This window comes from Planococcus sp. TJ-301 (assembly GCF_058268475.1).
The window spans coordinates 675,119-694,901 of record NZ_JBZDOH010000001.1; the positions used below are offsets into that span (position 1 = coordinate 675,119).

Consider the following 19,783-nt stretch of genomic DNA (forward strand, 5'->3'; position numbering starts at 1 on the left):
AAATCCCCCCGACGCCTTAGGCGACGGGGGGATTTTTAATTGGTGTCTTTATTCAACTGGATTCGCTTTGAAGAAATCGTCTTTTTCATTTCCGTAAACAATTCGTCCAGCTGGCGGAATGCAGCGAATTGAGCCGGTTTGGCTTTGATAAAGCTTAACCGGTCCCAGCAATTCAAAGGAGTTAACTCACCGCCGCATTCTTCAAGCAACGCTGCGAATAGCTGGATTCCTTGTGCCATAAGCCCATCAGCGCTTTTACTGCGCTGCTGATGGACGGACAGCAATTGCGTTCTCAAGCTCTGCCACTGGACAAAATAAGGGTCAATCTTTTCTTTAGTTAACTTTTGTGACACTTTCATGTTTGACCAGCCCTTTTTTATCGCGTTTCTTGCCTTCCCTGCAACGTTCGAATAATGGGCAGATATGGCATCCGGGGTTCTGCGATTTGCAATGGTAGCGACCGAAGAAAATGATTTGATGATGAGTCTTCGACCAATCTTTCGCCGGCGTTTTTTTCATGATCGTCTCTTCCACTTGCAGTGGATTGTCTTTCCAGCGGTTCAAGCCGAGCCTTTTGGCGACGCGTTCAACATGCGTATCCACGGCCAAAGCTGGAATGCCGAACGCGACAGATACGACGACATTCGCCGTTTTTCTGCCGACCCCCGGCAATGTGGTCAACAAATCGCGGTCTGCCGGAACAGCGCTGCCATATTCATCAATTAAAATCCGGCTGAGCGCTTGAATATTTTTCGCTTTATTGCGAAACAATCCGATGGAACGGATATCGTCTTGAAGTTCTTCGAGCGGCACAGACACATAATCTTCAGGTGTAGAATACTTCTGAAAAAGTGTTTCCGTTACTCGATTGACCAATTTATCCGTGCACTGGGCGGACAGCAATGTCGCAATCAGCAGATCAAACGGATTCCGGTGAATCAGTTCGCAATGGGCGTCTGGAAACATTTCGTCCATTTCTTCCAAACAGGATAGCCATTCTTTTTTCGACATCATAATATCACCTTCTAATTCCGATCCTCCAGCCAATTGTAGAACTGTACTTTTTTCGTATTTGAAGCTGCGGGCTGAAGTTGGATATTTTTCTCTCTGAAAGAACTAGCGTGCTTTGAAACTTCGTTTGTCGTTTTAATGTTCTTCTTTTTCCACTCAAATAAAATGCGGTCCACATAGCGCAAACTGATTTTTTGGGAAATGACTGCTTCTTTCAGCGCCATGCGGATAATGGCTGGTGTATGGCCGTCCTGGTCCATCCACATGGAAATCGTCTCAATCTCCATCGGCGACAAAAACCTGCCAAATTCCTGTTCGAAAAGCTGGAAAATCTCTCCTTCAAGCTCTTTCTGGGACGATTCCTGTTCTGCGTGCCGCTCTTTATATACACAATCCAGCAAGCGGTCCCATAACGGCAGCAAGGAAATACGCTCCGTCTTAATATCTTCTCCGGGTTCCTGCTCGATAGCGAGGAAACCTTGCTGCATCAATTTCTGCAGCATTGTTGTCACATTTGTTTGCGTCGCCATCATACGTGCGCCGATTTCATCAGGTGTCGGAAACGTCTTGCCTGCCTGTTGATAAGCATGGATATGCATGATCAGCATCGCTTCTTCATCGGTTATCTTCAACTCTTTATAAAACTGAAAAAAGAGCTGGGAAATGTGAACATTCCCCTGCTCGATCCAGGTGTGCAATCGATTCGGCTGTTTCATATCCCAACCACCTTTCTATTCTTTATTCCATTGACCATTTCAATATTAAGGGTATAGACGGTTCAACAGGCGTGGGAAAGGAATAGATTCACGGACGTGTTCCGCTCCGCTGATCCATGCAACCGTACGCTCTAAACCTAGGCCGAAGCCTGAATGCGGCACTGCGCCATATTTACTGAGATCCAAATACCAAGCATAGGCTTTTTCATCTAGACCATGTTCAGCGATGCGCTGTTTCATCAATTCGTAATCGTAGATCCGTTCAGAACCGCCAATAATTTCGCCATAGCCTTCAGGCGCAATCATGTCTGCACAAAGCACAACGTCGTCGCGCTCCGGATGCGGCTGCATATAAAACGGCTTGATGCCGATTGGGTAATTAGTGATGAATATCGGCATATCGTAATGTTCAGCAATTGCCGTTTCATGCGGTGCACCAAAGTCTTCACCCCATTTGATATCATCAAAACCGTTGTCATTCAACCATTTGATGGCATCATCATAGGAAATGCGTGGGAATGGCGCTTTGATTTTTTCAAGTTTCGTCGTGTCGCGCTCTAAGCGCTCCAACTCCAATTGGCAATTTTTCAGCACTGATTGCACGAGATGTGCTACGAATTGTTCTTGGACTTCCAAGCTTTCTGCATGTTCCACAAAAGCCATTTCAGGTTCGATCATCCAAAATTCGATCAAGTGGCGGCGGGTTTTTGATTTTTCTGCACGGAATGTAGGCCCGAAAGAGAAAACTTTACCAAGCGCCATGGCGGCTGCTTCCATGTAAAGCTGGCCCGATTGAGATAGATAGGCATCTTCATCAAAATACTTCGTTGCGAAAAGCTCAGAAGTTCCTTCCGGCGAAGAACCCGTCAAAATTGGTGGATCTACTTTGACAAAACCATTGTCGTTGAAGAATTCATACGTCGCACGGATGATTTCGTTGCGGATTTTCATGATGGCGTGCTGTTTGCGCGAACGCAGCCACAAATGGCGGTTGTCCATCAAGAATTCCGTACCATGTTCTTTCGGCGTAATCGGGAAATCCACTGCTTCGTGGATCACTTCGATGCCGCTGACTGCAAGCTCGTAGCCGAATGAAGAACGTGAGTCTTCTTTCACTTCGCCTGTAACATAAAGAGAAGTTTCCTGGGTCAGCGATTTCGCAGCTGCGAAAAGCTCATCCCCGACTTCCGCTTTGACGACGACAGCTTGTACAAAGCCTGATCCGTCGCGCAATTGCAAAAATGCAATTTTTCCGCTTGAGCGCTTGTTCGATACCCAAGCCCCTAATTTAATTGTCTGTCCGTTGTATTTTGCCATTTCAGCAATAGTAATCTTTTTCATCATAGCCTCCAGAAATTATATTCCACTCAGTCTTTCCATTTAGATGTTACGAATTTATGGATGCGTTCCACTGCTTCCGTCAATGCTTCGAGAGAAGTTGCGTACGATAAGCGGATTGTCGATGGCGCGCCGAACCCAGAACCTGGTATTACAGCAACGTTCGCTTCAGTCAAAAGCCCTTCTACAAATTCATCCACTGTTGAATAGCCCGTTTTTTGTGCCGCTTCCGATACCTCTGGCAACAAGTAAAATGCGCCTTGCGGGCGGATTACCGTAAACCCGGGAATCGCTTTGACTTTCGGGAAAATGGTTTCCAAACGGCTTTCGAAAGCCTGGCGCATTTCCTCTACCGTGTCTTGTGTTCCATTATACGCTTCAATCGCCGCATATTGGGATGTCGTTGTCGGATTAGACGTCGAATGGCTAGCCAAATCCGTCATCGCTTTGATCAGTGCAGAATCGCCGGCTGCGTAGCCGATTCTCCAGCCTGTCATCGAATGCGATTTTGAAACGCCGTTGATGATGATCGTGCGGTTTTTCGCGTCTTCTGACAGCTCTGCGATCGATGTGTGAACGGTATCGCCGTAAATCAGTTTTTCGTAAATTTCATCAGAAACAATCAGAATGTCCCTTTCACGGCATACCTCCGCTAGTTCCTGCAACTCTTCTTTTGTATAAATCATACCTGTCGGATTGCTTGGCGAGTTGATGATCACTGCTTTCGTGCGGTCTGTAATGGCTTCTTTCAATTGCTGAGGCGTTATTTTATATTGCTGGCCGGCAGTCGCTTCTATGTATACAGGAACACCTTCTGCCAATTTCACTTGCTCCGGATAGCTTACCCAATAAGGGATTGGAATGATCACTTCATCGCCTTCATTCAGCAGCACCTGAAACAATGTGTATAAGACATGCTTAGCGCCAATTCCTACCATGATTTCGGTCGGCTTATACGCCAACCCTTGGTCGCGCTGCAATTTGTCGATGATTGCTTCTTTCAAGGCAGGAAGCCCGCCCGCCGGCGTGTATTTCGTCTTGCCTTCTTTCATCGAACGGTAAGCTGCTTCAATGATATTTTCAGGCGTGTTGTAATCCGGTTCACCTGCACCAAGGCCGATGATGTCCACACCTTGCGCTTTCAATTCATTCGCTTTTGCTGTGATTGCCAATGTAGTAGACGGTGTTAAAGTTTGTACGCGCTCTGCTAATTTAATCAATTTCTCCAACCCTTTCACATGTTCAGGATTTGTTTCCATTTCGAGCCATCAGCCGCTAAGATATAAACATAGTTGAGCTGGTCTTTTTCATTGATAAAAACAACTTCCCAGACAGGACCGTCTTTTTCAAGTCCCAATTTGGTATGGAGGATTTTTTTGACATCCATTCCATCAAGCGCCACTTTGCGCGCCTGCTTTGCGGCAACTGCATTTTCCATCATCAGCTCACGCATTTCGTCTTTGCCGGCAGGCACAAAGACCGCTTTCAGCTTGCCTTTTTCATCCGTTCCGATTACCGTGACGGCTGTCTGTTTATTGGCGTAGACATATGCCTGCTTAACTTCCGCCAGCATATCCTCGCTTTTCACACGTTCAATTGCCAGCTGTTCAACTTCGGTGAATGGCTTATTGCCTGCTACCATGACGACGATCATCAATGCAACTGCCAAAAATGACAGAAATCCAAGTATAAATACGATCCATTGTTTCATTTTCTCACCTATGTCTTATAGATTGTAAAAATCGCTTTTTCAGGATCTTCTTTGTCCAGTGCCAACCCGAACATTAAATTATCGTGTTTTAAAGTACGGTTCAGTGCATCAACGACTTTGTACAAATCTGCTTGGTAATTAACTGTCACGGTGGACAGCACTTCAATTTTCGATTCCATTAGAGCGATCTTCCCTTCTGTATATGTGGTTCCACTTTATATCATTGCTTATTATACCAATGTTCAATATCCGTTACCATCTTTTCCAATGACACTTTTGAGACCTTGACGCGGGGCAGCGCATTTAGGAATTCGACGCCATACGACTTTGTTTCAATCCTGCGGTCCAGGACGATGAATAATCCCTGATCTTCTTTCGATCGGATGAGACGGCCGAATCCTTGTCGCAGCCTAAGAACCGCCTCTGGCAAAGCGTAATACAAAAAGGGGTTGATGCCTTCTTTGGAAATCGCTTCCGATTTCGCTTTGAAGATTGGCTCGTCCGGTGAAGTGAATGGCAAGCGCACGACCACGACGGCGCGCAGCGCATCACCTGGTACGTCAACCCCTTCCCAAAAGCTGTTCGTGCCGAACAACACCGACTTCTGGAACCGCTGGAACGATTTCAGCAGTTTCATGCGGCTGCCGGAAGTTATCCCCTGCGCAAATAGCATATAGCCATCAAGCAGCCCGGTATCCTGTATCAAGTCCACTGTCTTACGAAGCATATCCTGGGACGTGAACAGTACGAAGCAGCGGCCTTCTGTCACCAGCACCGTCTGGATTACGGCATCCGCTACCGATTCGATGTATTCACTTTGCGATACATGCTGGATTTCGGGCATATCATCAACAATGAAAACCCTGGCCCCCTGATAGAATTCTTCCGGTGGTCTGAACTTGGTGATCGGTACGCTATTCGGAATGCCAAGCTGGTTGACGATAAATCGTTCATTTGACGGTACACTCATCGTTCCCGACAGCCATATCAGCGATTTTTTCCCGCGCACAGGCGACACCACCCGTTGGACAATCGATGTCACTTCAAATGGCCGTTTGTAAAATGACAAGCTCGTCGGCAAGCTTCTTAAATCCGCTTCCAGCCAGCTTACTTCATCTTCAAGTGGAAAGACGAAAATTTCACCGAACTCGACGGCCTTGACCATTAATTCCTCTGTCCAATAACGCCAGTCTGAAATGACCAATTTATCCTGTACAGACGTTTCTGTCAGCCGTTCCGCTTTTTGCAGAACGAGCTGGGACAAGTCAATCCAATCATTGAGAAATCCGAGAAGTTCCATAAACCGCTGCCTGTCATAGCTCAATTCACTCAATAGCGTCGAGCATTTTTTGTGGCGGCTGCCTTGGAATTTCGCATAGAACGCTGCACTCAAACCATTTGTCGTTTCGTCGAACAACGCCGTGAATTTCAAGAACAGCGATTCAAGCTTCAGCAATTCGGGCACTGTCGAGAAGCCGCCCCTTTCCGCTGTTTGATAGAGCCTATAGAACAATTGCTGGTCTTCAAACGTGCCCAATTGGCCGAAAATATATTTCCATTGTGTATAAACGAATGTTTTTTCGTGCTGCGATATCGCCGCCTGGACAACTTGATGCGCCTCATCCCAAATATATGCGCCTACATTGGCGAGAATGCTTTGGTGCGGCATCCGCTGATTTAATAAAAACGAATGGTTTGTAACGATTACTTGTGCTCTTTTGGATTTCTCAAGCGCATACTCATAAAAATCGAGGCGCCTTTCATCCCGGGCCAATCTTCTTAAATGCGAACGCCGTATTTTATCCAGCACAAATTGCCCGCCGCTTGATGCATTAAGTTCATTCAAATCACCCGTATCCGTCAAATTCAGCCAGATCAGCACTTGCATGATCGTAAATGACTCGTCATAAGATTCATCCTGCCCGTGCACCAATTCTGCAAATCTCGGCAAATCAATGTAATGCCCAAGCCCTTTGATCAATGAAATCCTTACTGGCGAGCCGACTAAGCGGCTGACGATTTCCCCATCTTTTTGGACGAGCTGATCCTGTAAATGGGTCGTATACGTGCTCACGAGCACCTGTTCACCGGTTTCAATCGCGTGATTCACAGCCGGCAGCAAATAGCCAATCGTTTTTCCCATGCCAGTGGAAGCTTCGATCACTCTTTCTTCTTTATTTTTCAGAGCTTGTTCGATCGAAGCCATCATATCGAATTGGCTCTGGCGCCTTTCAAATTTCGGGAAGGCCTTTTCAAGCGATTTTTCCCAATCGTGTGCCGGCTGATAGGAAAGCTCCGCACTTTCCATACCACCCCGATGCTTGAGTGGGATCCCTTGGAAATATTCGCATTGTGCTTGCTGTTCACTGCGTTTTTTCTGCGTCAGTTCAAAAAACAGCCGGGAAAGATCTGATTTCAACTGGAATGAGCGTTTGTGGAGCAATGCCAATGTTTCATAAGGCAACAGGCTGAAATCCCGTTTGGCTTTCAAGAACAGATGAGCTGTAGCCACCGCATCATCATCCGCCCGATGTGCGTTCTCCAAAGGGATGTTGAGCACCGAAGCGATGTCCTGCAATTTAAAACTGAACGCTGTCGGATACATGAGGCGCACCATCTCAACCGTGTCCATTGTCAGCCCATGCCATTTTGGCAAGCCACTGCGCTGAAGTTCCGCTTGCAAAAAAGGAAGGTCAAAATTAGTGTTATGGGCCACAAACACAGCATCATCAAGCATACTGAAGATTTTTGCTGCATGGGCTTCAAATGGCAGCGCATCTTTAACATCTGAATCTGAAATGCCCGTCAAATCCTGGATGAAAACAGGTATTTTCTTTTGGGGATGGATGAATTCCGTATATGTATCAATTATTATGTCATTTTCAATCGTTACCATCGCTATTTGAATAATCCGGTCACCTTTTGCAGGGGAATGGCCCGTTGTTTCAATATCGACAACGACGTATCTCTGGGTGTTCATGGCAAACCCTCTTTCTCAGGTGATTCATTCTTTAAAAATTGTACCATATCCCCCTGTTTTACGCTGTGCGCCAGACTAGAAATTCATTGCACAAAACTCCTCTGAAAAAAAATGAACTAAAAAAAGCGGACAATCAGCCTAGGCCGATTGTCCGCTTATTCCTATCGCTCCATTACATAATAGTTGCTTCAGGCTCGTAATTGATGATCTCACGGATTACGTTGTTTTCGCCCATGATGGCAACAGTCGGTTTGTGGCTGCGCGCCTGCTCATCCATGACGTAGCCGTATGTGAGGATGATGACGATATCACCGCGCTGCACGAGGCGGGCGGCTGCGCCATTGACACAAATAACGCCGCTTCCGCGTTCTCCCGCAATGATATACGTTTCAAAACGAGCGCCGTTGTTGTTATTGACGACATGGACTTTCTCGTTTGCCAGCATGCCCACTTCATCAAGGATGTTCTGGTCGATGGTGATGCTTCCGACGTAATTCAAGTCAGCCTCGGTCACAGTGGCACGGTGTATTTTTGAATTGAGCATCATTCTAAGCATAATTCAGTTCTTCCCTTCTATCGGAAATATAATATTGTCGATCAATCGAGATTTTTCAAATTGCACTGCGAGTGCCAATATGGCTTGCTCTTGCACATTGTGGTCCAAATCCGGATAAGACAGCAATTCAATATAATCAATCTTGCCTGAAACTTCACGCTCCATGTATGCCGTCATGGACTGCACCGCGTCTTCATTGCTAAGGACTGCTTGTTCGCCAAGCAGCAGAGCTTTGCGAAGATGGGCAGCTTCTTGCCTTTCGGTTGCGCTTAAATAGACGTTGCGAGAACTTTTCGCCAATCCGTCTTCTTCGCGGACAGTCTCGCCTCTCCGTATTGCCAGCGGAAAATTAAAATCTTCCACAAGCGATTCGATGATCGCCAGTTGCTGCGCATCTTTTTGTCCAAAATAAGCCCGGTCTGGCTGTACTAGATGAAATAATTTCGTCACGACTTTCAGCACACCGTCAAAATGGCCCGGACGCTTTGCTCCGCACAAAACGTTAGCCAATGGTCCAGCAGATAACTGGATCTGGGATTCTCTAGGATACATCTCCGCTGCGGACGGAGCAAAAATAACATCCGTTCCTGCAGCTGCTGCAAGTTCGCTGTCCCGTTCAAGGTCGCGGGGATAGCGGTCAAAGTCTTCGTTCGGTCCGAATTGCGCCGGGTTGACGAAAATACTCATCACCACTTTGGCGTTCTCAGCTTTTGCCATGTCCACCAACGAAATATGGCCTTCATGCAAATAACCCATTGTCGGCACAAGGCCGATCGAATCGCCTTGCCGTTTCGTCTTTTGGACCCATGCTGCTAGGTCCTTTAATGTCGTAATGATTTCCAAGTATTTCTCTCCTCTCGGGAAGAAGGCCATATAAAAAGTCCTCCAGCCGCTAAATGGGCAGAAGGACAGAAAATGTAAGTTTAGGTCTCTCCGTCCCTGTCATGCGATAGATCAAGGCAGATCTTCGTACTATTAAGTTCATTTTGTATTAATTTTCCGGTGCAGTTCGCATGCGATACTGCCCGCTAAAAATACTATATCAGAAATTTGCAGAAAACAAAATACTTCAACTTGTCATCTCGATATCAGCCGAATAGATGGAATGCAGCTTGCCGTCAGCCGTCCGGAGTTGCAGGACGCCGTCTTCCGTGATGCCTTCCGCAATGCCTTCTAGCGTCTCTTTTGGCAAGCGTGCGCGAACTTTGCTGCCGATTGTCGATGAATAGCTTTCCCACAGCACTTTTAAGATGCCGAAGCCTTCCTCGATATAAAGATCCGTGTATTGCTCAAGGTGAAAAAGGATGGCGCGGACCATGTCTTGGCGGCTGACATGTTTGCCGCTTTCCATTTTTAAAGAAGTGGCAATTGGCTGTACTTGAACGTCAAAATCGGATAGCTCCTGGTTGACGTTCAACCCGATGCCGATGATCAGCGCCTGGATGCCATCAGCATCCGATTGAAGCTCGGTCAAGATGCCAGTGCATTTCTTTCCTTTGATCAATATATCGTTCGGCCATTTGATCTCCGCCTTGACCCCTGTTACTTCTTCAATCGCTCGCACCATTGCCACTGCTGCAACCAATGTAAATTGCGGCGCTTTCTGCGGCACGACATCCGGTCGCAGCACAACACTCATCCAAATTCCTTTGCCATATGCCGAATCCCATACTCGCGCCATACGGCCTCGTCCAGCCGTCTGCTCTTCTGTAATGGCGACAGTGCCTGCCGGTGTTCCTTCCTGGGCCAATTGGTGAGCGATGATCTGTGTCGAAGCGCACGATTGCCGGTAGACCATGTTGTGCCCGATCTTGCGTGTTTTCAGCAACGGCTGAAGCCCGGCAGGTTCCAATGTATCCGGTTGGCTGACGAGGCTATAGCCTTTCTTTTTGACAGAGGCAATTTTATAGCCTTGTTCTTCCAGCTCTTTGATGTGCTTCCAGACCGCCGTCCGTGAAATGCCGAATTCGTCTGCCAGCTGTTGCCCGGAAACGGCTGTGCCTTTAGCTTCGATCAGCCTCCCGGCTAATTTATGAGTCACCGTTATATTCATTTAGAAACCAATCCTTTATTGTGTCATTGTCGTTTTCAAGCTGGCCGTATACGACATGGCGCTCCATTTTTTCAATCCAGTGCCTCAGCCACGGCCCTTGCTTTCGGCCGCTCCAATCCATCAGATCGATGCCGTTTACAGCTAACTCCCGCTTGAACTTAATCGGCAAACGCTCTTTTCTTAAAGGAATGTCCATGTCCGTTCCATTCAAATAACAAGCGATTTCAAGTTCTTTCGCCTCGAAACAATAAAACGTCCAGTCGTCCCATGCATCAAGGCTCGCCGCTTCCAGTGCACGCTCGACCAGCCGCTTTTCACCGTTGGAAAATTTATAGCCTTTGATTTCTTCGAATTGTTTTTGCTGGCTGTGCAGCAAATAAGCCCAACCGAAAGCCGCTTGGCCTCTCGGCACATAGCCGGACCAGTCCATCGACAGCAGTCTGCCTGCCGGCAGATGCTCTGCCAAACCTGAATGCTTCAAGTAAGCCATGCTGCGCTGCGTTCTCGGATTGAGGAGAATCTTATCCAGTTCATTTTTCAGGCGTTCTACTGCAACTGCGCGGATCAACGGTGCGTGGCTTCGGATAGCCGCAAGCGTTCCTTCTTCGATGGCAAAGTTTAATTGTCCTGAAAAACGGACAGCTCGAAGCATGCGCAATGCATCTTCCTGAAAACGTTCGCCCGGCTCCCCGACGGCTCGGATCAAGCATTTTTCCAAATCGCTTTTTCCGCCAAACGGATCGATGATTGCCAGTTCTTTATCCATCGCCATGGCATTGATAGTGAAATCACGCCTTTTCAAATCTTCTTCCAGCGATTGGACAAATTCCACTTTGTCCGGCCTCCGCAAATCCGTGTACTCGCTTTCAGTCCGGAACGTCGTCACTTCAATCCCTTCGCCTTCCATCAGCACAAGGACAGTACCGTGTTCAATGCCGATGTCGACTGTCCGGTTAAAGAGTTTTTTCACTTCTTCCGGATATGCGTTAGATGCAACGTCCATATCGTGAGGCACTTTTCCGAGCAAATAATCCCTCACTGCCCCACCGACGATATATGCCTCAAAGCCGGCGTTCTCCAAATTCCGGATCACCTTTGCGGCTGTTTTCATTTTCCTTCGCCTTTATCCAACAAACGCTCATACAAGCCGATGTATTGATCCAGGATTTTAGATGAATGGAAGCGCAGTTGGACTGTTTCCAACGCACCGGCTTTTAGCCGCGCGTATTCTTCTTCGTCGGAAAGGATTTTCAGCGTGCTCAACGCAGCTTCATTCGTGTTTCCAAGCTCTACCAGATAACCATTGAAGCCCGGTTCAATGATTTCAGGCATACCGCCGACAGCAGTGCCGATGCAAGGCACGCCGCAAGCCATCGCTTCCAATAAAACCAAGCCAAACGACTCTTTTTCCGACATCAGCAATTTAACATCGCTGATATTGTATAATTCTGTCAAATTATCCCTTTTTCCCAGGAACAGCACATATTCCTCAATGCCTAAATTTTTGACCTGCTGGACGATGCGCCCCATCTCCGGCCCATCGCCTACAAGCATCAATCGCGAATCTACTTGATCATGCACTTTATAGAAGGTTTCAACTACATCTTCCACCCGTTTAACGTTGCGGAAGTTGGAAACGTGTATCAACACTTTTTCATCGTCGGCAATCCCAAGGTCCCTTTTTAACTGGCTCGAATCCTTCACTTTATACTCACGTTCATCTACAAAGTTATATACGGTCTCAATCCGGTTTTTAGGCCCTACCAACTCATAGGTCTGGTCGCGAAGTGAGTTGGAAACCGCCGTGACGATATCGGATTTCTCAATTCCATAGCGAATAGCTTCAGTCAGCGACGAGTCGGTTCCCAGCACCGTAATATCGGTGCCGTGAAGCGTCGTGACAATGCCGATGTCCGAATTTGCCATGTCACGCCCAAGAATTGCGCAAACCGCGTGTGGGATCGCGTAATGGACATGCAAGAGATCCAGCCCTTCATTTTTGATGACTTCTGCTATTTTCGTCGCCAATGCAATATCGTATGGCGGGTATTCGAACACAGAATACGTATTGACGCTGACTTGATGGCTGAAAATGTTCGGGTCCATCCGGTTCAGCCGAAAAGGCGTACTCGACGTGATGAAATGAACTTCATGGCCTTTCTCTGCAATCATCTTGCCCAGCTCTGTTGCAATGATGCCTGAGCCTCCTACAGTCGGATAACACATGATGCCTATTTTCATTTTTCGCATTGCAGCCACTCCTATCCTCTCTGTTCACGGATTAACCGCCAGTTTACAAAGCCCTGTTCCAGGCCTTTTAATAATACTTCCGCCGTTCCCATATTCGTCGCGAGCGGCACGTTATAGACGTCGCATAAACGCATCAGCGCTGATACATCGGGTTCATGCGGCTGTGCAGTGAGCGGATCTCTGAAAAAAATGATCATATCCATTTCATCCTGCGCAATCATGGCGCCAATCTGCTGGTCTCCGCCAAGCGGTCCTGAACGGAACCGAATGACATTTAAGTCCGTTTCGTCCATGATGCGGCGTCCGGTCGTTCCGGTCGCGTAAAGCATATGTTCTGATAAGATCGGCTGATAAGCGGTGACGAACTGAATCAAATCATCTTTTTTGCGGTCGTGTGCAATCAATGCAATTTTCATAGGCTCTACCCCTCTAGTCAATTATATGTTCGAGTCCATAAATCAGTTTTTCCGTTTTCATAACGGTTTTAATTGATAATACCACGCCTGACATGAACGAGCCGCGGTTGAAGGAGTCATGGCGGATGGTCAATAACTGTCCTTCTCCTCCAAGCAGTACTTGCTGATGGGCGACAAGCCCTGGCAAGCGGATGCTATGGATTCGCATGCCATCATAATTCGCTCCGCGCGCGCCTTCAAGAGTTTCTTTTTCATGGACATGGCCCTGCTGATGGGTCTGGCGCTGAGAAGAAATCAAATGTGCCGTTTTCATGGCTGTGCCTGACGGGGCATCTAATTTTTGGTCATGGTGCATTTCAATGATTTCGATATCCGGCAAGTACTTTGCTGCCTGCTCGGCAAACTTCATCATCAATACAGCACCGACCGCGAAATTGGGTGCGATGATACAGCCGATGCGCGTATCTTCAGACAAACGGGCCAATTCTTTCAGTTCATCATCCGAAAATCCAGTTGTGCCGACAACCGGCCGGATGTTCAATTCCAAAGCCTTTTTGGTATGCTTATAAACCGCTTCAGGCGAAGTCAAGTCGACCAAGACATGCGGCTCGGTTGCATCATACATTTCTCCCATATCGGTAAAAACAGGAACATCATATGAATCCGGAAAAATATCCGTGTCCGCTAAGGTTGCTCCGATGTCTTTATAATCCAGCACGGCCACCAATTCCATATCGGCATTTTTCATCACTGTATGTACCGCTTCCTGGCCCATCTTGCCTCTTGGTCCTGCAATTGCCACTTTTATTGTCATTTATCCCTCTTCCTTTCTTGTCCATCGGTCTTTGTCCCGTGTATTGAATTTAGCCATCACGCGATCGTGCGCCTCTGCCAAGTCGATATCGAGTGAGTTGGCCATGCAGATGAGCACAAATAACATATCTCCCATCTCATCGGCAATGCTGCCTGCATTTTCAGAAGCCTTCTTTTTTTTCGGACCGTATTCGTGCATCACTTCTCTGGACAATTCACCCAGTTCTTCCGTCATGCGAGCGACCAATTCAAGCGGTGTAAAATAGCCTTCTTTAAACTGGCTTATGTATTTGTCCACATCCATTTGCAGATCTTTCATCGATTTATTGCCGTCCATAACATCACACTCCTCGTTTCATCGTAAAGAAAACAAGAGATGTTGTCAAAATCATTATTTTAACCGATAATACAGAAGTCGAATTTACATTTGGGGGATGATTTTGTGAAAGAATTGCGCTTGAAGAATATTTTTTTCATCTTGTTAGGCTCTGCCATTTACAGTTTTGGATTTGTCCATTTCAATATCCAGAACGAATTAGGGGAAGGCGGCTTTGCAGGCATCACGCTTATATTGTTTTTCCTGTTCCAATGGGATCCAGCGCTCATGAACTTACTATTGAATATACCTTTATTTTTCATTGGCTGGAAGCTTCTTGGCAAAAAGGTTTTCCTTTATACCATCATTGGGACGGTCGCCGTTTCGGTCTTCTTGAAAATTTTTCTGGTTTACGAAGTTCAAATCGATCTTCATGAAGATTTGTTTTTGGCTACGCTGTTCGCCGGCGTCTTTGTCGGCATTGGGCTTGGCATCATTTTCCGCTACGGCGGAACGACTGGCGGCGTCGATATCATCGCCCGCTTGGTCCAGAAGTACAGCGGATGGAGCATGGGCAAGACGATGTTCCTTTTTGATGCAGGAGTCATCGCCTTATCCCGCCTCACGTTCCTGGATAACCGCACGATGATGTATACGCTTGTCGCTGTTTTCGTTGGTGCGCGCGTTGTTGATTTTGTGCAGGATGGCGCATATGCCGGACGGGGTGCCATGATCATTTCTAATTCTCAGGAAGAAATCGCAAACCGCATCGCAGCCGAGATGGACCGCGGCATCACCATCCTCCGCGGCTATGGCCATTTCACGAAAGAAGAACGGGAAGTCCTTTATTGCGTAGTGGCCAAAAACGAAATCGTGCGGTTGAAGAATATCATCAACAGCGTTGACCCGCATGCTTTCGTTTCAATGACTGAGGTACACGATGTCATGGGAGAAGGCTTCACCCTCGATGAACTGAAACGCCCACTCCAATAAAAAAACCCGACCCGGCAATGCCGGATCGGGTTTTTTTGCGTCTATTAAGAACGGTTCATACTCGTGTAGATCAGCAACAAGCGCGCAAGTTCTAGAACTGCTACGGCTGTAGCAGCGACATAAGTCATTGCTGCTGCGCTCAATACTTTTTTTGCATCGCGCTCTTCATCGTTGCGGATGATGTTATGCGAAAGCAATTGGTCCATCGCTCTGCTCGAAGCATTGAATTCAACTGGCAAAGTGATGAGCTGGAACAGAACACCGGCTGCTAAAAGAATGATACCGATCAACAGGCCATTGCTCCAAGAAGAGAACAATCCGATCATGATGAAAATCCAAGACATATTCGAGGAAATATTGACGATCGGTACGAGGCGATGGCGCATGCGCAAGAACGCATAGCTTTCTGCATCCTGGATTGCGTGGCCCACCTCGTGTGCCGCTACTGCCGTACCTGCCACGGAAGCTTCATGAAAGTTATGGCTGCTCAACGCAACGATTTTTGTCATTGGATTGTAATGGTCGCTCAGCATACCGCGGCTTTCCACCACTTGGACATCCTGCAAGCCGTTCTGGTCTAAAATGATGCGGGCGACTTCCGCACCGGTGTGTCCGGAGGTCGAGCGTATCTTGGAATATTTCTTATAAGTGCTTTTCAGTTTTAGCTGCGCCCAAATCGGAATGATCAGCAACACAATAAAATAGACGATATAACCCATTAATCCCCCACGCCTTTCTGCGTTCGATTATATCCCTATTTTACTAACTTTGGTCAACTAAGGTCAACTGAAACGCTTAGTAGGCTTGTTCAGAGACACGACAAAGAAAGCGAAAAGAATGCAGGCGATCGACAGCCAAAACGTGAAATAACCGATTTGTGCCGTATACATATTCAGGCTGCTGTAAATCGGCATTTGGCCAAATACGTAATCGATGACATCGTTATGCAGCGTCCACACCGCTGCAATTGCGGCGGCCAGCCAACCAAATCGGTAATGCTCAATATAAAGGACAGCTTGTACCGCCATCGCGAAATGGGAAACGACCAGCATCCAACCAATCCAACCGATTGAACCAATTTCATATAACGTTAGAAGGTTCATTGCAACTGCCCATAAACCGTATTTGATGAGTGTCACAAAAGCCAACGCCTCAAAAAGCGCACTTTTTTTGCCGATGATCCACAGCCCCAGCACTATTGTGAAGAACAGGCTTGCTGTTGGACTATCCGGAACAAAGATCAAAAATTTGGGCTCGGTGATTTCAAGTTGCCAACCGTACCATATGTACCCATAAATCGTGCCTGCCAAATTGACGATGAACAATAAGATCAAAAATGGGCGGAACATCAACCAGGCGGATAATTTCTGTATTGTGGAGAGCATCGGTTTCTTCCTTTCAAGTAGCAAAAAAGAGCCGGTTTCCCGGCTCTTTTTTTTAGTATTATTCGGATAAACCATCGATGAATTCTGTCATGACTTTAAGGTCTTCTTCGGAACCATCCCATGATGGAGGCATTACTTGCTCTCCGTCACGTTCAATGCCGTTAACAGCGATTTCAGCAATTTCTTCTGCTGTAAATTCCGTTGTAGTCAAAGCCGGTCCGACTGCACCTTCTAAGTTATCGCCATGGCAGCTGATGCAGGCTGAACCTGAATAGATTTCATAACCTGGATCGGCTGTGTCGATTTCAACTTCTTCTGTAATCTTCCCTTGTGCTTCAGCAGCTTCCCAGTCATGGTTGGCTACTGATTCCCACGTAAGGAAAATGATAGCAGCGATTGCTAAAAGCATAAAGCCTGTCGGAAGCGGCCGTTTTGACGGGCGACGCTCCGGACCTGGATCCAAGAACGGAGCCAGCATCAAAGCAGTGAATGCCAAACCTGGCATAATGATGGCACCGACAACGTTGAATGGACCAGATGCAAATTCATATTTCAATAATTGGTATAAGAATAAGAAATACCAGTCTGGCAATGGAATATAAGCCGTATTTGTTGGATCCGCCTGGCCTTCTAGAGGCGATGGATGCGCAACAGTAAGGAGCAAGTACCCAACCAAGAAGACAGAACCGATCATCCATTCTTTAAGAAGGAAGTTCGGCCAGAAAGCTTCTGTTTTGCCAGGATATTCGGAGTAATCTTTCGGGATATTCGGCTTACGATGCTGCAAACCTGGTACACGTGAATCCCCGACGAATTTCATCCCTTTTCCGCGATGCATAGTGTCCCCTCCTTAAATAAATCCTTTGAGCCGCATTTTTTACAATGGGCCAGAAATACCTTGTCTTCTAATCATGATAAAATGCGCGCCGAGCAACCCAAGCAAAGCAGCGGGCAAGAAGAATACATGAATCGCGAAGAATCGGGTAAGCGTCTGTGCACCAAGGATAGTAGAATCCCCTGCAAGCAAGACTTTGATTGCGCCGCCGATAACCGGAACAGAAGCCGCAATTTCAATACCAACTTTTGTTGCAAATAATGCTTTCATATCCCATGGAAGCAAGTAGCCTGTGAAACTTAGGCCTAAGATAACGCCGAATAGCAATACGCCGACGATCCAGTTAAGTTCACGAGGTTTCTTATAAGAACCTGTAAAGAATACACGCAGTGTATGAAGGAAAATCATAACAACTACAAGAGAAGAACCCCAGTGGTGCATCCCACGCACGATTTCTCCAAAAGCAACTTCATTTTGAAGATAATAAACCGACTGCCAAGCATTTTCAATATCCGGCACATAGTACATTGTCAAGAACATACCTGACAGGATCTGAATTACTGTTATGAAGAACGTCAATCCTCCGAAACAATAAACAAATGCAGAGAAGTGGTGTGCGGGGTTTACGTGTTCCGGTACTTCATGGTCAGCGATATCGCGCCAGATTGGCGTGATATCCAACCGCTCATCAACCCAATCATATAACTTGTTTAGCACTGGTATCGTACCCCCTAACTATTAAACTAATGTGTTCTCTTTCACCGCGCCGAGAGCGACTAAGCCGTCGCGGTCTTCGATAGCGAATTCATCGAGCGGCCCAAGCGGTGGAGTTCCGGCAATGTTCTTGCCATTTTTCTCGTAGCGCCCTGCGTGGCATGGGCAGAAGAATTGCGTCGGGTGTTCCGGATCGCCTCCCCAGTTGACTGTACAACCCAAATGTTTACAGACAGGTGACAGGGCAATCAGTTTATCCCCTTGTTTATACACCCAAGCTGAACTTGTTACTTCAGATGTATACCATGCATCTACTTGTTCAAATGCGAAGTCGACGCGTACTGGCTCTTCGCTCAAGTCAGCTACTTTTTGATCGGTCAAAATGAAATCTCCGCCAGCTTTTTCTTGTAAAAGCGGGTCGACTGCAAAACGAACCATCGGCATCAGCATGCCTGCTGCCATAAATCCACCAACACCTGTTAAAGTGTAGCCTAAAAATTGACGTCGTGATACACGATTATTACTCATCCTTTTCCCCCCTCTAACATTCAAGGTCAGTCCAATGGACATACTCATTTCAAATATAATTACTAGGACAACCTAATGATATATCAATCAAATGTTTAGGTCAATATCGCATTGTTTCTATATGTCGCAGTTTGTGAACATTTCATGAAGGCTTCGACCATTCTTTTATAAAAAGCGGCAATACTTGCCGAAGCTGGTCTTCCATAACTGATAATTTGAACGATTGATCCATGTTCTCAGTCGGAATAGCCGGCAGCCATAAAACATTATTCAATTCTTCAAAAGTGCGCCATTCGGCATCTGTCGTTACATAAAACACATGCTTAAAACCGGTGTTCGCCATTTCGGTGTTCATTTCCTCCGCAAGTCGGCTTCGATCGCCATTTTTTGAATAAGTGACCGGAGGAAACAGCAGGATTCTGCCTTTGAATTGCTTTTCCAGCAGATTCGTCAGCGACTGCAGGTAATCCGAAGCGCTTGCACTTTGTTTCAAGCCGTTCGGGGCTAAATCAAGCTGGACGAGCGGAATTACCGCAGTATCTACATATTGCTGCTGTTGTATATATTGGTCGATATCTCTTCCTGTAAAATGCATCTTTCTTATTCACTCTCCGATTCCTTTAAAATCTTGATGGAATGGAGCAGCGCGGAAAGTTCAAAGAATTTTTCACGGTCATTCGCATCAAGAGCTTCGTCAATCTGCTTTAAAATTGCATCTTCCTGGAAAGCGGCCATGCTCGCTTCCAACATTTTTTCAGCAACCTGCCGGTCCTCGTCAGTAATCATCGCATTTTTCGGCATATAAGGGTTTTCCTCCAACACCGATAAATAAAGTGCGGACGGCGGGCGATTTGGAAAATTCAGTTGTACGAACAAATCATCGTTCGGATTAAGCCTTAAGTCATGAAAGGATTTTTCAGCATCTGCAGTCATCAAATTGCCTTTATAGAAACGGAAAGGGATTTCTTCCGACTCAGTCGAGGACATGACCATTGCTCGTGGGCAATAATGGGCTTCCTCCACGAAATGTGTTTTTTCGAGAAGCTCTTCATTGCTGAGCATGTAATTGAGTATCCAGATGCATTCCCGCCTTTTCATTTTATGGGATTGCAAGAACCATCGGACGAACTGCTTTTTTTCTCCTACAGAAACTGAAGCGGTCATCGGA

General features: G+C 46.7%; 24 protein-coding genes. 1 reads left to right on the top strand and 23 read right to left on the bottom strand.

Going from position 1 to position 19,783, the window contains the following annotated elements; genetic code table 11:
- Positions 1–35: 35 nt before the first annotated feature.
- The 16 genes from AC4EHJ_RS03405 to AC4EHJ_RS03480 all read right to left on the bottom strand — a co-directional run bounded on the left by AC4EHJ_RS03405 (position 36) and on the right by AC4EHJ_RS03480 (position 14,181).
- Positions 36–359 carry a YpoC family protein gene (locus AC4EHJ_RS03405; RefSeq protein WP_490974184.1) on the bottom strand — a complete coding sequence of 108 codons (324 nt, stop codon included), beginning with the start codon at positions 357–359 and terminating at the stop codon, positions 36–38.
- On the bottom strand, positions 334–1,014 hold the full coding sequence (gene nth / locus AC4EHJ_RS03410; protein ID WP_490974185.1) for an endonuclease III: 681 nt from the start codon (positions 1,012–1,014) through the stop codon (positions 334–336). The genes AC4EHJ_RS03405 and nth overlap by 26 nt, the downstream gene beginning before the upstream one ends.
- Before the next feature lie 11 nt (positions 1,015–1,025).
- On the bottom strand, positions 1,026–1,727 hold the full coding sequence (locus AC4EHJ_RS03415) for a DnaD domain-containing protein (protein WP_490974186.1): 702 nt from the start codon (positions 1,725–1,727) through the stop codon (positions 1,026–1,028).
- Between the two features lie 45 nt (positions 1,728–1,772).
- Complete coding sequence (gene asnS, locus AC4EHJ_RS03420) at positions 1,773–3,068, bottom strand: asparagine--tRNA ligase (RefSeq protein WP_490974187.1); 1,296 nt, start codon at positions 3,066–3,068, stop codon at positions 1,773–1,775.
- 26 nt (positions 3,069–3,094) lie between these two features.
- Positions 3,095–4,324, bottom strand: a complete 1,230-nt coding sequence (locus AC4EHJ_RS03425) for a pyridoxal phosphate-dependent aminotransferase (protein WP_490974188.1) — start codon at positions 4,322–4,324, stop codon at positions 3,095–3,097.
- Positions 4,300–4,776 (bottom strand): cell wall elongation regulator TseB-like domain-containing protein, encoded by a 477-nt coding sequence (locus tag AC4EHJ_RS03430; RefSeq protein ID WP_490974189.1) that lies wholly within the window; start codon positions 4,774–4,776, stop codon positions 4,300–4,302. The genes AC4EHJ_RS03425 and AC4EHJ_RS03430 overlap by 25 nt, the downstream gene beginning before the upstream one ends.
- A gap of 8 nt (positions 4,777–4,784) precedes the next feature.
- Entirely contained in the window at positions 4,785–4,955 is a 171-nt protein-coding gene (locus AC4EHJ_RS03435) for a YpmA family protein (protein WP_135505439.1), read from the bottom strand.
- 41 nt (positions 4,956–4,996) lie between these two features.
- A complete protein-coding gene (gene dinG / locus AC4EHJ_RS03440) occupies positions 4,997–7,756 on the bottom strand; it encodes an ATP-dependent DNA helicase DinG (protein WP_490974190.1) in 2,760 nt (919 codons plus the stop codon).
- 172 nt (positions 7,757–7,928) lie between these two features.
- Positions 7,929–8,312, bottom strand: a complete 384-nt coding sequence (panD, locus tag AC4EHJ_RS03445; RefSeq protein WP_490974191.1) for an aspartate 1-decarboxylase — start codon at positions 8,310–8,312, stop codon at positions 7,929–7,931.
- Positions 8,313–8,315: 3 nt separating this feature from the next.
- Positions 8,316–9,185: a pantoate--beta-alanine ligase gene (gene panC / locus AC4EHJ_RS03450; protein ID WP_490974192.1), complete on the bottom strand. Its 870-nt coding sequence runs from the start codon at positions 9,183–9,185 to the stop codon at positions 8,316–8,318.
- Between the two features lie 196 nt (positions 9,186–9,381).
- Positions 9,382–10,365: a biotin--[acetyl-CoA-carboxylase] ligase gene (locus tag AC4EHJ_RS03455; RefSeq protein ID WP_490974193.1), complete on the bottom strand. Its 984-nt coding sequence runs from the start codon at positions 10,363–10,365 to the stop codon at positions 9,382–9,384.
- Positions 10,343–11,476, bottom strand: coding sequence for a CCA tRNA nucleotidyltransferase (locus AC4EHJ_RS03460; RefSeq protein ID WP_490974194.1), 1,134 nt, complete (start codon positions 11,474–11,476; stop codon positions 10,343–10,345). The genes AC4EHJ_RS03455 and AC4EHJ_RS03460 overlap by 23 nt, the downstream gene beginning before the upstream one ends.
- The gene (gene bshA, locus AC4EHJ_RS03465) at positions 11,473–12,615 is read right to left on the bottom strand and encodes an N-acetyl-alpha-D-glucosaminyl L-malate synthase BshA (protein WP_490974195.1); all 1,143 of its coding nucleotides are present in this window, start codon (positions 12,613–12,615) and stop codon (positions 11,473–11,475) included. The genes AC4EHJ_RS03460 and bshA overlap by 4 nt, the downstream gene beginning before the upstream one ends.
- 11 nt (positions 12,616–12,626) lie before the next feature.
- The gene (gene mgsA / locus AC4EHJ_RS03470; protein ID WP_490974196.1) at positions 12,627–13,031 is read right to left on the bottom strand and encodes a methylglyoxal synthase; all 405 of its coding nucleotides are present in this window, start codon (positions 13,029–13,031) and stop codon (positions 12,627–12,629) included.
- A gap of 13 nt (positions 13,032–13,044) precedes the next feature.
- Entirely contained in the window at positions 13,045–13,845 is an 801-nt protein-coding gene (gene dapB / locus AC4EHJ_RS03475; protein WP_490974197.1) for a 4-hydroxy-tetrahydrodipicolinate reductase, read from the bottom strand.
- Positions 13,846–14,181 carry a nucleotide pyrophosphohydrolase gene (locus tag AC4EHJ_RS03480; RefSeq protein ID WP_490974198.1) on the bottom strand — a complete coding sequence of 112 codons (336 nt, stop codon included), beginning with the start codon at positions 14,179–14,181 and terminating at the stop codon, positions 13,846–13,848.
- A gap of 105 nt (positions 14,182–14,286) precedes the next feature.
- Between AC4EHJ_RS03480 and AC4EHJ_RS03485 the strand changes: the two genes are divergently transcribed.
- The gene (locus AC4EHJ_RS03485) at positions 14,287–15,153 is read left to right on the top strand and encodes a YitT family protein (RefSeq protein ID WP_490974199.1); all 867 of its coding nucleotides are present in this window, start codon (positions 14,287–14,289) and stop codon (positions 15,151–15,153) included.
- A 44-nt stretch (positions 15,154–15,197) separates the two neighbouring features.
- Here AC4EHJ_RS03485 and AC4EHJ_RS03490 read toward each other — a convergent pair whose 3' ends face one another.
- The 7 genes from AC4EHJ_RS03490 to AC4EHJ_RS03520 form a co-directional block, all read right to left on the bottom strand.
- Entirely contained in the window at positions 15,198–15,872 is a 675-nt protein-coding gene (locus AC4EHJ_RS03490; protein WP_490974200.1) for a zinc metallopeptidase, read from the bottom strand.
- Between the two features lie 63 nt (positions 15,873–15,935).
- On the bottom strand, positions 15,936–16,538 hold the full coding sequence (gene lhaT / locus AC4EHJ_RS03495; protein ID WP_490974201.1) for a lipoprotein heptaprenylglyceryl N-acetyltransferase LhaT: 603 nt from the start codon (positions 16,536–16,538) through the stop codon (positions 15,936–15,938).
- Between the two features lie 58 nt (positions 16,539–16,596).
- Positions 16,597–17,376 (bottom strand): c-type cytochrome, encoded by a 780-nt coding sequence (locus AC4EHJ_RS03500; RefSeq protein WP_490974202.1) that lies wholly within the window; start codon positions 17,374–17,376, stop codon positions 16,597–16,599.
- A 39-nt stretch (positions 17,377–17,415) separates the two neighbouring features.
- Positions 17,416–18,090: a menaquinol-cytochrome c reductase cytochrome b subunit gene (gene qcrB / locus AC4EHJ_RS03505; protein WP_135505413.1), complete on the bottom strand. Its 675-nt coding sequence runs from the start codon at positions 18,088–18,090 to the stop codon at positions 17,416–17,418.
- Between the two features lie 21 nt (positions 18,091–18,111).
- Positions 18,112–18,615 carry a QcrA and Rieske domain-containing protein gene (locus tag AC4EHJ_RS03510; protein WP_490974203.1) on the bottom strand — a complete coding sequence of 168 codons (504 nt, stop codon included), beginning with the start codon at positions 18,613–18,615 and terminating at the stop codon, positions 18,112–18,114.
- 142 nt (positions 18,616–18,757) lie between these two features.
- Positions 18,758–19,210 carry a DUF2487 family protein gene (locus tag AC4EHJ_RS03515; protein ID WP_490974204.1) on the bottom strand — a complete coding sequence of 151 codons (453 nt, stop codon included), beginning with the start codon at positions 19,208–19,210 and terminating at the stop codon, positions 18,758–18,760.
- A gap of 5 nt (positions 19,211–19,215) precedes the next feature.
- On the bottom strand, positions 19,216–19,779 hold the full coding sequence (locus tag AC4EHJ_RS03520; protein WP_490974205.1) for a ReoY family proteolytic degradation factor: 564 nt from the start codon (positions 19,777–19,779) through the stop codon (positions 19,216–19,218).
- Between the last annotated feature and the right edge of the window lie 4 nt (positions 19,780–19,783).

Coding starts and splice junctions, on each gene's coding strand:
- lhaT (WP_490974201.1), bottom strand. CDS start 16,538: ATGCTCTCCACAATACAGAAATTATCCGCCTGGTTGATGTTCCGCCCA.
- AC4EHJ_RS03415 (WP_490974186.1), bottom strand. CDS start 1,727: ATGAAACAGCCGAATCGATTGCACACCTGGATCGAGCAGGGGAATGTT.
- AC4EHJ_RS03510 (WP_490974203.1), bottom strand. CDS start 18,615: ATGAGTAATAATCGTGTATCACGACGTCAATTTTTAGGCTACACTTTA.
- mgsA (WP_490974196.1), bottom strand. CDS start 13,031: ATGAAAATTGCATTGATTGCACACGACCGCAAAAAAGATGATTTGATT.
- AC4EHJ_RS03405 (WP_490974184.1), bottom strand. CDS start 359: ATGAAAGTGTCACAAAAGTTAACTAAAGAAAAGATTGACCCTTATTTT.
- AC4EHJ_RS03455 (WP_490974193.1), bottom strand. CDS start 10,365: ATGAATATAACGGTGACTCATAAATTAGCCGGGAGGCTGATCGAAGCT.
- panD (WP_490974191.1), bottom strand. CDS start 8,312: ATGCTTAGAATGATGCTCAATTCAAAAATACACCGTGCCACTGTGACC.
- bshA (WP_490974195.1), bottom strand. CDS start 12,615: ATGCGAAAAATGAAAATAGGCATCATGTGTTATCCGACTGTAGGAGGC.
- AC4EHJ_RS03430 (WP_490974189.1), bottom strand. CDS start 4,776: ATGAAACAATGGATCGTATTTATACTTGGATTTCTGTCATTTTTGGCA.
- AC4EHJ_RS03515 (WP_490974204.1), bottom strand. CDS start 19,210: ATGCATTTTACAGGAAGAGATATCGACCAATATATACAACAGCAGCAA.
- AC4EHJ_RS03490 (WP_490974200.1), bottom strand. CDS start 15,872: ATGGGTTATATCGTCTATTTTATTGTGTTGCTGATCATTCCGATTTGG.
- dapB (WP_490974197.1), bottom strand. CDS start 13,845: ATGACAATAAAAGTGGCAATTGCAGGACCAAGAGGCAAGATGGGCCAG.
- panC (WP_490974192.1), bottom strand. CDS start 9,185: ATGGCCTTCTTCCCGAGAGGAGAGAAATACTTGGAAATCATTACGACA.
- AC4EHJ_RS03480 (WP_490974198.1), bottom strand. CDS start 14,181: ATGGACGGCAATAAATCGATGAAAGATCTGCAAATGGATGTGGACAAA.
- AC4EHJ_RS03425 (WP_490974188.1), bottom strand. CDS start 4,324: ATGGAAACAAATCCTGAACATGTGAAAGGGTTGGAGAAATTGATTAAA.
- AC4EHJ_RS03435 (WP_135505439.1), bottom strand. CDS start 4,955: ATGGAATCGAAAATTGAAGTGCTGTCCACCGTGACAGTTAATTACCAA.
- asnS (WP_490974187.1), bottom strand. CDS start 3,068: ATGAAAAAGATTACTATTGCTGAAATGGCAAAATACAACGGACAGACA.
- AC4EHJ_RS03520 (WP_490974205.1), bottom strand. CDS start 19,779: ATGACCGCTTCAGTTTCTGTAGGAGAAAAAAAGCAGTTCGTCCGATGG.
- dinG (WP_490974190.1), bottom strand. CDS start 7,756: ATGAACACCCAGAGATACGTCGTTGTCGATATTGAAACAACGGGCCAT.
- AC4EHJ_RS03460 (WP_490974194.1), bottom strand. CDS start 11,476: ATGAAAACAGCCGCAAAGGTGATCCGGAATTTGGAGAACGCCGGCTTT.
- AC4EHJ_RS03500 (WP_490974202.1), bottom strand. CDS start 17,376: ATGCATCGCGGAAAAGGGATGAAATTCGTCGGGGATTCACGTGTACCA.
- nth (WP_490974185.1), bottom strand. CDS start 1,014: ATGATGTCGAAAAAAGAATGGCTATCCTGTTTGGAAGAAATGGACGAA.